The following is a 14,188-nucleotide window of genomic DNA, read 5'->3' as shown; positions in this document are numbered from 1 at the left end:
GGTTAATCGTGATGATCCGCCCCCACTGCCTGCGAAATGTGCGTAAACCCATCCCGTTCAAGCAGCCGGACAAGCCCAGAAGCCAGCTCCTTGTTTATATCCGGCCCTTTATAAATAAGTGCGGTATAAATTTCAATCAGGCTGGCCCCGGCCCGTATCTTTTCATATGCATCCTCCGCCGAAAAAATGCCACCGCACCCGATGATCGGCAGCTTCCCTTTGGTCAGGGCATAGGTTTGGCGAATAATTTCAGTGGAACGCTTCGTCAGCGGCCGTCCGCTTAAGCCGCCTGCCTGCTCTTTGTTGGGATGAGTTAATCCATCCCGCGAAAGCGTTGTGTTCGTCGCGATAATGCCTGCGATCCCCGGGTTGCTTTGAATTACCTCGACCGTTTGTCTCAGCTCGTCCTCCGTTAAGTCGGGAGCAATCTTCACCAAAATCGGCCTTGCCTTTGCTTCACTAAGCTTTGCTCTCTGCAGCTCCACTTCGGCAGTGACAGCCTGAAGCAGGCGGTTCAGCTCTTCTCCGTGCTGAAGCGATCGCAGTCCCGGCGTATTCGGACTGCTGATGTTTACCACAAGGAAAGAAGCATACGGATACAGTTGCTGAATACAAAGACGGTAATCCTCTTCCGCCTGTTCATTCGGCGTTACTTTGTTCTTTCCAATATTCACCGCTACCGGAATCCGGTAATTCGGATACAGCTTCTTTAAGCGTTCCGCCATGGAAGCGGCCCCTTCATTGTTAAAGCCCATCCGGTTAATAAGCGCTTCATCGGGCGGCAGCCGAAAAAGGCGTGGCAGGTCATTTCCCTGCTGCGGCTTTGGCGTCACGGTGCCTACTTCCATAAAACCGAAGCCGCAGGCGGAAAATGCAGTCACCGCTTCGCCGTTCTTATCCAAGCCGGCAGCCAGCCCGATTGGATTGGGAAAACGGATTCCCCACAATTCCGTTTTCAATGCCGGGTGTGACGGGACTCCGTACATTGTTCGAAACATCGGTACGGCCCCTGGCACAGAACGCGATACTCCCAAGCCCCCGATAAATAAATGATGCGCGCGCTCCGGATCCATCCGGAAGGCGATTGGCTTTACAACAGAACGATACAGCATGATGACTCCCCCGATTCTACGCAATCTATTGTTCAGTTTAGCGCTTTGCTGCAAAAAAATAAAGCGGGCCTATTTACGCTTCCAAATTTTTCGTATCCGTTTACAACCCGCGCCAGCATTGAAAGGTTAAAATAAAACGTTTACAATACATACATAAGACATAAAACGTTCATGGAAAGGTTGATTTTATGGCAATGAAACGAAAGCCGGCGCCTACCCTTGGCAAGAAAAAGGAGCAGGTCAACAAAAAAGCTATCATCTGGGCTTCTTCTGTATTTGGAGTTATTGTTATTGCCGTCGCCGTTCTACTTATTATCAACGGGTAACTGCCCTTATTCCGTCTTTATGGATTCGACTCTTCTACTCTGAGACAGCTCTATTGCGAGCTGTCTTTCTTTTGCCGACGGCCATAAAAACAGCCTGTTGAGGATTGCTCAACAGGCTTGTCTATCAAAGGTTATTTCGTACGCAGCACAACCGTCTGACGATCGGCAGCCCACTGTACATCCAGTCCGATTTCCTCTGCGAAAAAGCGAACAGGGACATAAGTCCGATTATCCTTAATGTAAGGAGCGGCATCGATGGCCCGGCTTGTCTTTTCCCCGTTTACGGTACGTGTTACCTCGGCTCTGCCGACAGCTAATTCCACAGCCGTCTCTCCTTTGGATAAACGAATGATCGTCTCATTTCCGTTCGGATGGAAGGTTACCTCGTAACCGACCGCCTCGGCAATAAATCGTACAGGGACCATCGTACGATTGTTAGCCAGCTCCGGCTTCGCATCAAAAGCGATCAGCTTGGAGCCCAGTGCAACGGAAATCGTGCCGTCCGATGGTAATCCCTCCGGAAGCTGATAATACTTTAACGAACGGACTTGATTGTTGAACGTGTCCGCTACATAAATCGTTCCGTCCGCTGCCACTGCTACATCTGCCGGACGGTTAAATCTTGCGGAGCTCTCTGTTCCAAGGCTGAAGCCATGCTCACCTTCCGGACTGCCGGCTAGTGTAGAAACAAATCCGTCCTTCACATAGCGGATCGAATGGTTGAGACTATCTGCTACGATTAAGCCGCCTTCCGCATCAAGCGCCAGCCCGCGCGGGTAGTTAAAGCGAGCATCCGCTGCCGTACCGTCCTTATAGTCGCCCGCCGCATATAAGCTGTTTTTATCTGCCAGGGCCTTCGCTCCCCCTGCCACGGTAGTTACGGTTCCAGCTGTAAAATCGATGTATCGAATCCGTTGATTTCCCGTATCACTTACATATAAATTCCCCTTCTGATCAAGCACAAGACCTGAGGGTTCATTAAATAACGCCTCCGAAAGCAATCCGTCTTTAAAGTCCCCTGCAGGCACAACATACCCTGGATAAACCTCGACCGCACGTTCGGAACGTTTGTTCAGCGTTGTAACGCTGCCATCCGGCGTAATTTTGCGAATTGCATGGTTCAGACGATCTGCAACATACACCACGCCCTCGTTCGTAACGGCAAGATCGGAGGGCTCATAAAATTGAGCGGCTCCTCCCTTGGCATCTGCATAACCGAGCACGCCGCTTCCGGCTAACGTTCTTACCTTGCCTCCTGAAATTTTACGAACTGCATGGTTACCTGCGTCCGCCACATAAAGACTGCCGTCTTTAGCGAATGCAATTCCTTCCGGCCGCTGAAAGAACGCCTCCGTGCTTGTTCCGTCATACAGTAAACCAGCCGGCAGTTGTTTGTCGTCATTAAAAATCGATACTGCCGGTCCCGCGTAGGTCGTTACCTTATCGTTCGCCGCTTTCCGAATTTTGTGGTTTCGTGTGTCCGCAATAACAAGGCTGCCGTCCTGGCCCACTGCAACTGCACCTGGAGCTCGAAAGGAGGCCTGCTGTGCATTCGCGTCCTTTTCCTCAAATGTTCCTGACCCCGCTGCAACAGCGACGTCTAGTAACGTTTTTCCCGTGCTTCCTGTAACATGCTCCGAAGCAGCAGCCCAAACCGGCACAGCGCCAACCAGCATCGCGGTAAGCCCAGCAAGCAGGCTCGCTTTTCGTATCATCATGATTCTATACCCCTCACTCATTGTGTCACTGCCGGCGGTGCTGCCGTAATCGTTACAGCAGCAGGCAAATCGGCATTTCCAACCGGCAATTCATAGAACAGCACACCATTTACATCATAAAATGCCGCTTTCACTAGCTTCACATCACCGGAAGATTGGTTTGGCTGTGTGGATACAAACCGAATGCTTACAAGCTCTGCGTCACCGGTTACTTCCAAGCCTCCGCTTGTATTCGCCACGCCTGCAAAAATCGTTTCCGCGGTATTTGTCCCAGCTACCGTTTTCAGCATATCGGCATTTTCCGCTGCGTTCAGCGGCCCGCTTGGTACATAGCCGTCATAGGTTCCAAGGGACGTCGAATGTGAAAAATGCAGCTGCACTGCTTTGATCGCTTTTGTTCCGGAGAAGCCGTTCAGCTTGACCTTGAGTTGATCGCCGGCAGACTGTACCGAAACCGCCGGCTTTACCGTTAAGGTTACACTTTGCGAGGTATAGCCGGATTTCGAAGCCGTTACCTTATACGTCCCGCCAATCGCAGGCTTATTCGCTAGAGAAAGCGAGAAGGTTCCATCCGCAGCCGCCGTCGCGCTTGCAGCCGGCGTGGTGCTCGAACCGACGAACAGCTTCACATCGGCCCCTGAGGTTGCTTTCCCGCTTATGACCTCATCCAACGGAGTTATGCTGGAATGGAGAGTAGTTAAGGCGATGGCTGGTAATGTTCCGCCGCTTCCTCCATCACTTCCGCTCCCACTGTCATTGGATGTGCCGGTGCTCGGCCTTGCAGGGATTTGCGTTTCACCGGACTTTTGCTGCTGGTTGCTCAGCTTTTGCTGCGCGCTTTCACTTTGCTGCTGGAACTTTGCTTTTTCCATCGCATCAAGAGAATTTTTATAGTTTTCAATAGCCTTTTCCTTAACCTCTCCTAATGCTTTTGTATTCGCATTCTCTTGCTTCTTCTTTTCCTCTACTATTCTTGAAAGCTGTCCAGACGTATAGCTTTTCATCGCTTCGTTATAAGCAGCTTCTTTTTGTTTCTTCTGCTCTGCCAACAACTCATCCAAAGCACGTTTTGTTTCTTCCAGCTTCTCTTGGCTTGTTGGGTCAATTCCCGCCGTTGGATCCAACTCAGGAACGGTTTTCAAATCAATTTTATGATTCAAATCCTTGTTCATTTCATTGACCGTCTGCTCTTTGATTTTCTTTTCATCGATCGCTTGCTTCACAAGATTAGAAATCAAATTCGAAGTGTTTTGCTCGTAACGCTGCAGCTCCTCCTGCGATCTAATCGTGAGCGTACCTTCGATTTGTCCGCCTTCGGCAATCTGATTACGGAATTTTTCAATCATTTCTGCATTCTCTTGATCTACAGCGTTTTTACTTGAAATTATAGACTCGATCATCTTTGGTGTGGCAAGTTTGATAAATTCCGCAGAATCAACGACGGTAATGTTTTCAGTCACTTCAATTCCAGGTTTTTTTGATTCTATAAAAAATTCCGCGTTCAAGGTAGGATACACTAAAACAGGTCCCGATCTAACTTCAGATTTAGATTGAGGGTTAATTGCAGGCTGTGATGTCTTTGCTTTTTCGGTAGGCGCCTGAGTTATCGTCGACGCACTGACTATACCGGAGGCAACAAACAGCTTGTCCAATCCGTTCGGGTTCGAGTAGACGAGTAAATTCGTGCCCCTTACTCCCATAACGGAAGTCGATGTTTCCACCTCATATTCATCCGAACCGCCGAGTGAGGTCACCTTATTCCACATCGACCCGACCCATACCTTAAAGCCGTTTTTCTTTCCGCCGCTTTCATTCAGTTCGGACACATAAACATCCGCATCTTCTCCGACCGTAATTTCATGGCCGCTGTCCGATATTTTTAACACCAAGCTTGAGCCGGAGCTGGTTTCAATACGATCGCCTTCATTTAATGTCATGCCTTCGAAGGCTGGAAAGCTTCTTGAACCGCCTGCCTTCGTAATGTCGACACTGCCAGCCACGGTTACGACAACAGCGGAACGGGCTGTTTTCGCAGAAACAGGGGCCCCAACCGCGCAAATTAAGTTAAGCAGCAGCGCCAAACTTAAAACAATACTGAGTTTCCTTTTCACAACGTTGCTCCTTCCAGCATTTCGCACATTCGACAGCATTCGAATGTATTCTTTATTTCATTGTAATTCGGCTTATCTATACAGACAATCCTTCCCTGCAAAAAAATCACATGGCTTCTCCCGCATTCACCGTTCGGATTCCCCGCTCCTTGGTAACGTCCTTCGAACCTGCGAGACTAACGGGAATTCCCTTGTGCCCTGTAATCTCGAAAAGCTTCACGCCGACGGTTTTGCCCTTCATCATCTTTTCCCCGACAAAGTTCACATCGAAAAATTCCTTCACTCGCTCATGCGTAGCTTCCGAAATGAGAATCTGATTCGCTGTCGTCTGCGATTCAATTCGGGCAGCCGTGTTGACGTTATCGCCAATCGCCGTATAGTCCACCCGTAAGTAGGATCCGATATTGCCTACAACGACGTCTCCGGTATGAATCCCGATCCCGCATGAAATTGTCACGCCATACTTTGCCTCGATTTCTTCGCGAACCTGCTTCATCCCCTGCTGAATATCCCAGGCCGTTTTCACCGCACAGTACGGATGCTCCTCCACATCAAGCGGAGCATTAAATAAAATCATTGCAGCGTCACCGATGAACTTATCAATGGAACCTTGGTTTTTGAGAGCACGATCGGTGATCATATCGAACATCGTATTCAAAAAATCGACGACCTCTTCCGGCTTCAGTCGTTCAGACAATGTAGTGAAGCCACGGATATCCAAGAAAAGGATCGACAGCTCCTTATTAATGCCTCCGAGCTGCAGCTCCTGACCGCTGCTGGCGATTTCCTTCACAAGCTCAGGGGATATGTACCGGCCAAATTGCTTCGTTATAAAGTTCTTTTGCTTCGTCTCGTAAAAGGTCTTCATCGCAATATTCGCTAAGTACGCCAAAAAGAGTGCAGCGATCGGATAAACGGTTTCCACAAACCAGCTTGTATTTGAGAAAATAAAATACTGTCCAACCAACAGCACAGCGGCTGCAGCAAATACATAAAGCATACTTGCGATTGCTTTCATTCTCCACACAGCGACCGCTGTTACCGCCAGCAGCAGCATAATGAGCAGCACAGATACGAACGGAAGCGCCACCTTCACCTGCGAGCCCTGTAGCAGTTGATTTACGATGTTCGCATGCGCATAAACCAGATACATCGAATTGTCGACCGGCGTTTTGCCTTGATCGTATCCTGCGGCAGTCATTCCGACAAATACGATGCGGTCCTTAAATACTTCTTCCGGCACCTTACCGCTGATAACATCATGGAAGGAGACCGTAAAAAAGTCATACGAGTGCGCATCATAACGAATATCGATGACTTTGCCTGGAGCATTCAAATAGGGGCCGGTACCCGCACCTGCCAGCTCCGCAGTCTTTAGAGCGAGCGAAGGAAAGGCACGTCCATCCGGAAGCTGAATTTGCAGGACCGATTGCCGAATCGTCTTATCGTTATCTTCTATACGATTGATATGTGCCGGAATCGAGGCGGCGGCAATTTCCGGCATCGCTTCGTCTACTGAACGCACCGACATTCCGTTTGAATTAAAGGTGGTCTTTCGTGAAATTGCGCCCTCTGTCATTCCAATCAGCGGAATAATCACATTCTTATGTTTCTTCAATTCCTCGACAAAAGCGATGTCATGAGCCGGATCTTTGCTTTCCGTTGAAAAGGTAATATCAAATCCGACCACCTTAGCATCCTTCAGCTTATGGAGGAGCGGCACATAAACGTCCCGGTCCCATGGAAAGGTGCCGATCGTTTTCAAATCACTGTCATTAATTCCAATGACCACAATATCCTCATGAGGCGCATTCGTCATGGACTGTTTCATGTTAAAATCATACAACGAGTACGTAAGTGTCTCGAGCGTACTGGATAAAAAAATGATCGCTGTCAGCAAAAGAACGATGACATTACCCAAACCGACCGTACGCCAGTCTTTCTTCTTCATGGAAATCCCCTTTTTTTCCAAAATAAGATACAATTTTATGTTAATTCTTGATGAAAAATGATGAAATATAAGGAGAATTATACAGGAGCGGAAAAATAAAAAAAGCCTTTTCTTTTCAGAAAAGGCTTTTTTATAAGTTCGAGTATTATTTGTTGAAAGCTTCTTCAGCGATTTTGATGGAGTCTGTTGGACAGCCGTCAGCTGCATCTTGCAGATCGTCAAACAAATCGTCCGGAATTTCCATTACACCACGGTTGTTATCGCCCTCATAGATAACTTCCGCCAGACCTTCATCGTCGTAATCGTAGATGTCCGGTGCAGTCGCGCCGCAAGCGCCACAAGCGATGCAAGTTTCTTTATCTACCCATGTGTATTTTGCCATGTCAATAACTCCTCCTCTGATTTCATCCTCATTTCATACCCTCAACGTACAATATAATACAAATACGCCTAAAGTTCAAACGGAAACTGCGGACAAAGCAATATTCACTGCTCTTCTTTCGGCTGCCGATCCCTCAAATGATCCATTTGCAGAGACGTCCCTCTTCGCTTTTTATCGCGAATGCGGGCCGATGGGTCGCTTCCCAGCATTCCTGCGGTCAATACTGCACTTTCACCGAACTTATCCCGAAGCGCATCCATCGTTTCCACAAGCTTCTCCCGCTTCGGTTGTTTCTCGTACTCAAAAAGATCAAGCTGAATCGGCGTTTCCGACTTAGCCTTTATATTTTGCGCTGTTACGCCAAGAAGCCTCGCGGGTTTTCCTTCCATCCAGTGCTTTCGATACAGCCTGCACGCTTCCCTGTAAAAATCGGCTGCGTCATCAGTCGGAGCTTGCAGCGTGAACGAACGCGTAATCGTAACCATATCCGGCCGGCGAACTGTAATTTGTACGGTAGATGCGGTTAATCCTTGTCTGCGGAGTCTTCGGGCCACTTGGTCTGACAAGTTCAGAAACACTCGATCGGCATCCTCAAAGCTCAGAACATCCTTCGGAAGGGTAACCGTGTGCCCGACGCTTTTACTCTGCTCCCTTTCCGCAGTAACCGGGGACAAGTCTATACCGTTGGCTGCCTGCTTCAAATGAACGCCTAGTACACCGAACATGCGCGTTAAGTCCGCCTCTGGACAAGTGGCCAATTCACCGATCGTGTGAATTTGCAGCCGCTTCAGCTTTTCCGCCGTTTTCGCTCCAATTCCAAACAACGAAGCGCAGGGCTTATCCCAAAGCACCTTGGGCACATCGCGAATTCGCAGTACGGTCAGCCCGTTCGGCTTTTTCATATCGGACGCCATTTTTGCCAGTAATTTATTTGGTGCAACACCGATCGAGCAGGGAAGACCCAACTCTGCAGCAATCCGCTTTTGGATTGTTTCAGCAATTTCAAGAGGCTCACCAAACTGGCTGGAGCCTGTAATATCCACAAAGCATTCGTCGATGGAGGTAGCCTCCACCAGCGGCGAATAGCTTTCTACAATTTCAAGGAAAGCAAGAGAAAACCTACGGTACAGGTCAAAATCAGGCTGCAGCAAAATCAAGTCCGGACAAAGGCGCATCGCCTCCCTGACCTGCATCCCCGTGCGGACTCCGCGGGCTCGCGCCGGATATGAGCATGTAACGACAATACCCTTCCGAAGCTCTACGCTGCCCGCAACAGCCATTGGCTTCCCTTTGTACAGATGGGGTTCCACCGCTTCGTGCACAGAGCAGTAAAAGGCATTCATATCGATATGCAATATGATACGCGCCTTCCGGGGCGCCTGTGATTGATGGACCATTTGCGTTTACATCCGGTTTTAAGGTATGCCGTGATTTCCCCTATTAACCGGAGCCTCCTTCATCAAAAATATTGCAGTGCAAGCATACAATTTCGTTAAGAGGCTGGTCAAGCTAAGAAAACGAATGGTATAATTATTTGATAATTGCGTATCGAGGGGGATTTCACCGCCATGCGGCAAAGCGTAACGATATTTGATACCACGCTACGGGATGGAACTCAGGGAGAAGGCATCAGCTTCTCCGTCGACGATAAACTAAAAATCGCTAAAAAGCTTGACGAATTGGGCGTTCATTATATTGAAGGCGGTTGGCCAGGCTCAAACAGCAAGGACATTGAATTCTTTGAAAAAGCCAAGTCCATCGGGCTCCGCCATGCGAAGATTACCGCATTTGGGAGCACTAGGCGGAAAGGAATGTCGGCTTCCGAGGATGTAAACTTAAACCGTCTTGTAGAGTCCGGAGTGCAGGTAGCGACTATTTTTGGGAAGTCATGGGATTTCCATGTACATACCGCCCTCCAAACGACACTCGATGAAAACTTGGCTATGATCTACGATTCCGTGAAATATTTACGGGAGCAAGGTCTGGAAGTAATCTACGACGGCGAGCATTTCTTCGACGGATATAAAAACAACCCCGACTATGCAATGGAGACAATTCGTAAAGCGCAGGAGGCCGGAGCAAATTGGGTTGTGCTTTGCGATACGAACGGCGGAACCCTTCCGGGTGAAATTTCCGAAATCGTTTCCCGAGTGTGCTCGGAGCTCACCGTTCCAATCGGCATTCATGCGCATAACGATTGTGAGCTTGGCGTAGCCAATAGCCTTGCCGCAGTTCAAGCGGGAGCGCGGCAGGTGCAGGGCACCATTAACGGAATCGGCGAACGCTGCGGCAACGCAAACCTGTGCTCCGTGATTCCGAATCTGCAGCTAAAGCTGAATTACGATGTCATTTCCGCTGATCAGCTAAAAACGCTCAGCTCGGTTGCGCGCTACGTTAACGAATTAGCCAATATTCATATGCCTTTGAATCAGCCTTTTGTCGGTACGGCAGCCTTCGCCCACAAGGGCGGAATCCATGTCTCGGCAATTTTAAAGCATCCGAAAACGTATGAACATATTGAGCCGGAGCTCGTTGGAAACAAGCAGCGGGTGCTCGTATCGGAGCTTGCCGGACAAAGCAATCTTGTGTTCAAAGCACAGGAGCTTGGCCTCGACTTCTCCAATGAGAATGAGAAAACGAAAAGCATTATTGCGAAAATTAAAGAGCTGGAGCATCAAGGATATCAGTTTGAAGGTGCCGATGCTTCTTTAGAGCTTCTTTTGCGCGACGCATTCGGACAAATCGAGGAAATTTTCGCACTTGAATCCTTTAAAATTTTAGTCGAAAAATCGCAAAATCGCTCCGTTATTTCCGAGGCAATAGTGAAGCTGAAGGTTCATGGCGAAACCGTTTATCAAGCAGCCGAAGGAAATGGTCCGGTAAATGCACTTGACAATGCGGTGCGTAAAGCTCTGGAGAAATATTACCCTGATATTCGCAATATTCATCTTTCGGATTATAAAGTCCGCGTCTTTGATGAAAACGATGCAACTGCTGCAAAAGTACGCGTTCTAATTGAATCCTCTGACTTCAATAACTCCTGGAGCACAGTAGGTGTTTCTGAAAATATTATCGAAGCCAGCTGGGAAGCACTTATTGACAGCATCCGTTATGCTTTGATCGGCAAAACCCGCCGAGAAGCGATCGCGGAAGCCCCATCCGAACGTATCGGGCTCGTTAACCACTAAGACCATATCATAGGAAAGGGCGGCCCTCGACGGGCCGCCCTTTCCTTTTCAAACAAAACTTGAACCGACGATGGAGAGCAAGTTCAGAACAACATGCATAATAATGGGGACCGTGATGCTGCCCGTCTTGTGGTAAGCAAGGCACAGAAAAAATCCAGCGATAAACAACCCCGGAAACGCCGCATAATTGCCGTGCGCCGTCATAAACAATAGAGAGCTGATCACGGCCGCCGCAGGAAAGCCGAGCTTACTTTTGATTCCTCCGAAGATGGCCTTGCGAAACACAATTTCCTCGATTAGCGGAGAAAGCAGGACAGCAAACACCGGCAATGCCGGAAGCATTTGCACCAGCTCCGAGACCTGCTCCGGCGGCTTCAAACCAACCGCATAACGCATGATCGCATTCACTGCCGCTTGCAAAACAATCATTGGAACAAAATATCGATACACCGCCGCCCATACCGTTGGGCGTTTTACTTCATTCCAATCTGCTGCTAACCATTCCTTGCGGTACACATACAAACCATAAAGTGCAAGAATTACAGGCACTCCCAAGGTTACAAGTGGATTTGGGACGAACGCCTGCACTACCGTTAATGCAGCAAATCCCAGCACCAAAATTAAAGGATGGTCCCCTTTCATTTCGTCCCCGCCCATTCTCTCTCTACAATCTTTTTAGTCGATTAATTGCTTCACTTTTTTCTCCAGCTCTTCCCCTTGAATCATTCCCAACGCAATGTCACGAATGATGCCGTTCCGGTCTACAAAGTAAGTCGTCGGAAATCCATACACTTGATAAAGCTTCATGACATCTCCGTCCTTATCTACCGGAACAGGGAAATTAAAGCCGTACTGCTTCGCAAAATCCGCCGCTTCTTCCGCTTTATCTACGGACCTTGCATTTACCGCATAAATCTCGACTTGGTCCTTATATTGCTCGTATACCTTAACAAAATCCGGAGCCTCCATATGACACGGGTCGCACCAGGAAGCCCAAAAATTAATCAGATAAGGCTTGTCCTTCGGCCCGCCTACTTGAATGTTCTGGCCGTCCATGCCAACCAACTGAAACGATGGAGCCAGAAAGTTTTTCTTCGGCAGCTCTTCCTTCGGCTTCGCCCAAACGAAGCTTTGTAACAAAGCGAGTCCAGTGAGAACAGCGACGGTAAAGATGATCAGCGAATTCCGTTTCATGTCGTAATTCCCCCATTTTTGAAAGCTTCTATATTCATTGTAGTGTTTGCAATTTGATATTAGTTTACCCTTTCTCATCACTTTTTTCCATAACCGTATGCAATCGAATGAACCGGACAGCCCTCGGGAAAAGTAAAGACAACCAAAGGCAGAGGAGCAGATCAATCCATGGCACATACAAAGAGCCGAAGACCAGGTATTTTCTTCGAAAGCGACATTGATGTGAAAGAGCATGACTCCGCTGACTCCGAAAAAAAAGGTTCTTCCAAGGGCGGAGGAGCGAAAGGAAGTGTGTGGGAGTATTTGGCTATCGCAACCATCCCGCTCGTACTGGTGCTTGGCAACTCCACCATCGTTCCGGTTCTCCCACAGATGGAGCGCGAGCTTGGGATCAGCCAGTTTCAATCCAGCTTAACCATAACCTTGTTTTCGTTAGCGGCAGGTCTTTTCATCCCTATACTCGGATATTTATCTGACCGGTTTACGCGAAAAGGAATTATCATTCCTTCCTTGATCGTGTACGGGGCTGCCGGGATTTTAGCAGGGTTCGGCGCAGTTTGGAATTCCTACACCATTGTCATTATTGCTCGTGCCCTGCAAGGGTTAGGTGCTGCCGGCACGGCCCCGATCGCCATGGCGCTTGTCGGCGACTTGTACAAAGGCGGCTCGGAAAGTAAGGTACTAGGTATTCTCGAGGCATCCAACGGGACAGGAAAAGTGCTTAGCCCGATTATCGGCTCTGCACTGGCATTAATTGTATGGTATGCGGCATTTTTTGCTTTTCCGGTGTTTTGTGCAATCGCCCTTGTCGCCGTAATGTTTTTGATCAAGGAACCGAAGAAAAAAGCGGAACCCAAAAAATTAAAAGAATATTTGCACTCGATCGGCTCCATTCTCAAAGAAAAAGGACGTTGGTTAATCACGTCCTTCATTGCCGGTTCTCTCGGCCTGTTTATTCTGTTTGGGATTTTGTTTTACTTGTCCAACATTTTGGAAGAACCGCCGTACAGCATTGAAGGCGTCATGAAGGGTTTAATTTTGGCAATTCCACTGCTTGCAATGGTTTCCACGTCTTATATTACAGGGGCCAAAATTAAGAAAAACGGAGTGTTAATGCGCTGGCTGATGAACATTGGGTTAGCGATGATGACCGTTGCTCTTGGGGTCGCAACACTATTTACGAAAAACATTTACTTATTAATTGGATTCATTACCGTCAGCAGTATCGGCACCGGACTTCTTCTGCCGTGCCTTAATACGCTGATTACCGGAGCAGTGCAAAAAAGCGAACGCGGTGCAATCACTTCGATTTACAACAGCCTTCGTTTCCTAGGGGTAGCTGCCGGACCGCCGCTGTTCGACTTTTTAATGAACAAATCCGACCAGCTTGTCTTTACGACAGTAGGCGCATTATCTTTAATTACCTTAGGGTTAGTGTTCTTCTTAATCAAGCCGGACAAAAAGGTCAGCTAGCTAATGACGGCTCAAATACGCGTATAAATCACCGAGCGTATGCACCTGCTTTGCCGAGATTTCCTCATATAATGCTGTCCATAACCGGGCAGTCATGAGGGAATCTTCAAGGGCATGGTGACGCTCGGTAATTTCGATACCGAAGTGATTCAGCATGGAATCCAAATCGTAGTGCTTCCATTTTGGATACAGCCACTTGCCGATCATCATCGTATCAATGAGGCGGTGGCTTAAATTGACCCGAGAAGTTTTCCACAGAGCCGCATTTAAAAAATGTTTATCATGGCCGCTTCCATGGGCAATAAGCACTCTTTTATCAACAAACTCTAAAAAACGATGCAGGACATCAATCAACTCAGGCGCTTCTGCTGCCATTTCGTTCGTAATGCCTGTGAGGTTCGTGATTTCTTTAGGCACTCTTCTTTTGGGGTTCACAAGACTGTAGAACTGCTTTTCTTTCATTAGGGTCCCGTCCACCTGAACAGCGCCGACGGAAAGAATTTCGTCTCCGTTATAGGGCGAAAAGCCGGTTGTTTCAAGATCAAATACAGCAAGCTCAAGCTCCGCCAAAGGGGTCTCAAATAAAGGCTGTTTACGCTGTTCCTTCATTACGGAGCGGATAAAGGCCATCTGCTGTGCGCTCTGTACGCCAAACATCGAAGCGATGGCAGGACCGATTCCCCCTTTTTTGTAGATGTCCCACATGCGCGGAGGCCGATCATTTTGTCTCATA

General features: G+C 48.4%; 12 protein-coding genes. 3 read left to right on the top strand and 9 right to left on the bottom strand.

Going from position 1 to position 14,188, the window contains the following annotated elements; all coding sequences use genetic code 11:
* Positions 1-2: 2 nt before the first annotated feature.
* Complete coding sequence (locus GQS10_RS12170; protein WP_166242462.1) at positions 3-1,112, bottom strand: quinone-dependent dihydroorotate dehydrogenase; 1,110 nt, start codon at positions 1,110-1,112, stop codon at positions 3-5.
* 188 nt (positions 1,113-1,300) lie between these two features.
* Here GQS10_RS12170 and GQS10_RS12165 point away from each other — a divergent pair, with 188 nt between their 5' ends.
* A complete protein-coding gene (locus tag GQS10_RS12165) occupies positions 1,301-1,438 on the top strand; it encodes a hypothetical protein (RefSeq protein WP_166242460.1) in 138 nt (45 codons plus the stop codon).
* A gap of 131 nt (positions 1,439-1,569) precedes the next feature.
* Here GQS10_RS12165 and GQS10_RS12160 read toward each other — a convergent pair whose 3' ends face one another.
* The 5 genes from GQS10_RS12160 to GQS10_RS12140 all read right to left on the bottom strand — a co-directional run bounded on the left by GQS10_RS12160 (position 1,570) and on the right by GQS10_RS12140 (position 8,997).
* On the bottom strand, positions 1,570-3,156 hold the full coding sequence (locus GQS10_RS12160) for a stalk domain-containing protein (RefSeq protein WP_166242458.1): 1,587 nt from the start codon (positions 3,154-3,156) through the stop codon (positions 1,570-1,572).
* 17 nt (positions 3,157-3,173) lie between these two features.
* On the bottom strand, positions 3,174-5,267 hold the full coding sequence (locus GQS10_RS12155) for an Ig-like domain-containing protein (RefSeq protein ID WP_166242456.1): 2,094 nt from the start codon (positions 5,265-5,267) through the stop codon (positions 3,174-3,176).
* Positions 5,268-5,373: 106 nt separating this feature from the next.
* Positions 5,374-7,218: a CHASE2 domain-containing protein gene (locus tag GQS10_RS12150; RefSeq protein ID WP_166242454.1), complete on the bottom strand. Its 1,845-nt coding sequence runs from the start codon at positions 7,216-7,218 to the stop codon at positions 5,374-5,376.
* A 145-nt stretch (positions 7,219-7,363) separates the two neighbouring features.
* Positions 7,364-7,600, bottom strand: coding sequence for a ferredoxin (locus GQS10_RS12145; RefSeq protein WP_166242452.1), 237 nt, complete (start codon positions 7,598-7,600; stop codon positions 7,364-7,366).
* Between the two features lie 104 nt (positions 7,601-7,704).
* Positions 7,705-8,997: a DNA polymerase IV gene (locus tag GQS10_RS12140; protein WP_166242450.1), complete on the bottom strand. Its 1,293-nt coding sequence runs from the start codon at positions 8,995-8,997 to the stop codon at positions 7,705-7,707.
* 171 nt (positions 8,998-9,168) lie between these two features.
* Between GQS10_RS12140 and cimA the strand changes: the two genes are divergently transcribed.
* A complete protein-coding gene (gene cimA, locus GQS10_RS12135) occupies positions 9,169-10,788 on the top strand; it encodes a citramalate synthase (protein ID WP_166242448.1) in 1,620 nt (539 codons plus the stop codon).
* A gap of 48 nt (positions 10,789-10,836) precedes the next feature.
* Here cimA and GQS10_RS12130 read toward each other — a convergent pair whose 3' ends face one another.
* Together GQS10_RS12130 and GQS10_RS12125 are read right to left on the bottom strand one after the other, a co-directional pair.
* Positions 10,837-11,430, bottom strand: a complete 594-nt coding sequence (locus tag GQS10_RS12130; protein ID WP_166242446.1) for a CPBP family intramembrane glutamic endopeptidase — start codon at positions 11,428-11,430, stop codon at positions 10,837-10,839.
* A gap of 33 nt (positions 11,431-11,463) precedes the next feature.
* A complete protein-coding gene (locus tag GQS10_RS12125) occupies positions 11,464-11,982 on the bottom strand; it encodes a TlpA family protein disulfide reductase (RefSeq protein WP_166242444.1) in 519 nt (172 codons plus the stop codon).
* 168 nt (positions 11,983-12,150) lie between these two features.
* Here GQS10_RS12125 and GQS10_RS12120 point away from each other — a divergent pair, with 168 nt between their 5' ends.
* Entirely contained in the window at positions 12,151-13,455 is a 1,305-nt protein-coding gene (locus GQS10_RS12120; RefSeq protein ID WP_166242442.1) for an MFS transporter, read from the top strand.
* On the opposite strand, the gene GQS10_RS12115 is transcribed toward GQS10_RS12120, so the two are convergent.
* Entirely contained in the window at positions 13,456-14,187 is a 732-nt protein-coding gene (locus GQS10_RS12115) for an exonuclease domain-containing protein (RefSeq protein ID WP_166242440.1), read from the bottom strand.
* Between the last annotated feature and the right edge of the window lies 1 nt (position 14,188).

It is taken from the genome of Paenibacillus turpanensis (assembly GCF_011421635.1).
Lineage (GTDB): Bacteria > Bacillota > Bacilli > Paenibacillales > YIM-B00363 > Paenibacillus_AK > Paenibacillus_AK turpanensis.
Note: the sequence above shows the minus strand (reverse complement) of the source record. Positions and strands in the feature narration are given on the sequence as shown.

What these genes read in the sequence shown, in the direction of transcription:
- GQS10_RS12170 (WP_166242462.1), bottom strand. Translation starts at nt 1,112, where the DNA reads ATGCTGTATCGTTCTGTTGTAAAGCCAATCGCCTTCCGGATGGATCCG.
- GQS10_RS12165 (WP_166242460.1), top strand. Translation starts at nt 1,301, where the DNA reads ATGGCAATGAAACGAAAGCCGGCGCCTACCCTTGGCAAGAAAAAGGAG.
- GQS10_RS12160 (WP_166242458.1), bottom strand. Translation starts at nt 3,156, where the DNA reads ATGATGATACGAAAAGCGAGCCTGCTTGCTGGGCTTACCGCGATGCTG.
- GQS10_RS12150 (WP_166242454.1), bottom strand. Translation starts at nt 7,218, where the DNA reads ATGAAGAAGAAAGACTGGCGTACGGTCGGTTTGGGTAATGTCATCGTT.
- GQS10_RS12145 (WP_166242452.1), bottom strand. Translation starts at nt 7,600, where the DNA reads ATGGCAAAATACACATGGGTAGATAAAGAAACTTGCATCGCTTGTGGC.
- GQS10_RS12140 (WP_166242450.1), bottom strand. Translation starts at nt 8,997, where the DNA reads ATGGTCCATCAATCACAGGCGCCCCGGAAGGCGCGTATCATATTGCAT.
- cimA (WP_166242448.1), top strand. Translation starts at nt 9,169, where the DNA reads ATGCGGCAAAGCGTAACGATATTTGATACCACGCTACGGGATGGAACT.
- GQS10_RS12130 (WP_166242446.1), bottom strand. Translation starts at nt 11,430, where the DNA reads ATGAAAGGGGACCATCCTTTAATTTTGGTGCTGGGATTTGCTGCATTA.
- GQS10_RS12125 (WP_166242444.1), bottom strand. Translation starts at nt 11,982, where the DNA reads ATGAAACGGAATTCGCTGATCATCTTTACCGTCGCTGTTCTCACTGGA.
- GQS10_RS12120 (WP_166242442.1), top strand. Translation starts at nt 12,151, where the DNA reads ATGGCACATACAAAGAGCCGAAGACCAGGTATTTTCTTCGAAAGCGAC.
- GQS10_RS12115 (WP_166242440.1), bottom strand. Translation starts at nt 14,187, where the DNA reads ATGAGACAAAATGATCGGCCTCCGCGCATGTGGGACATCTACAAAAAA.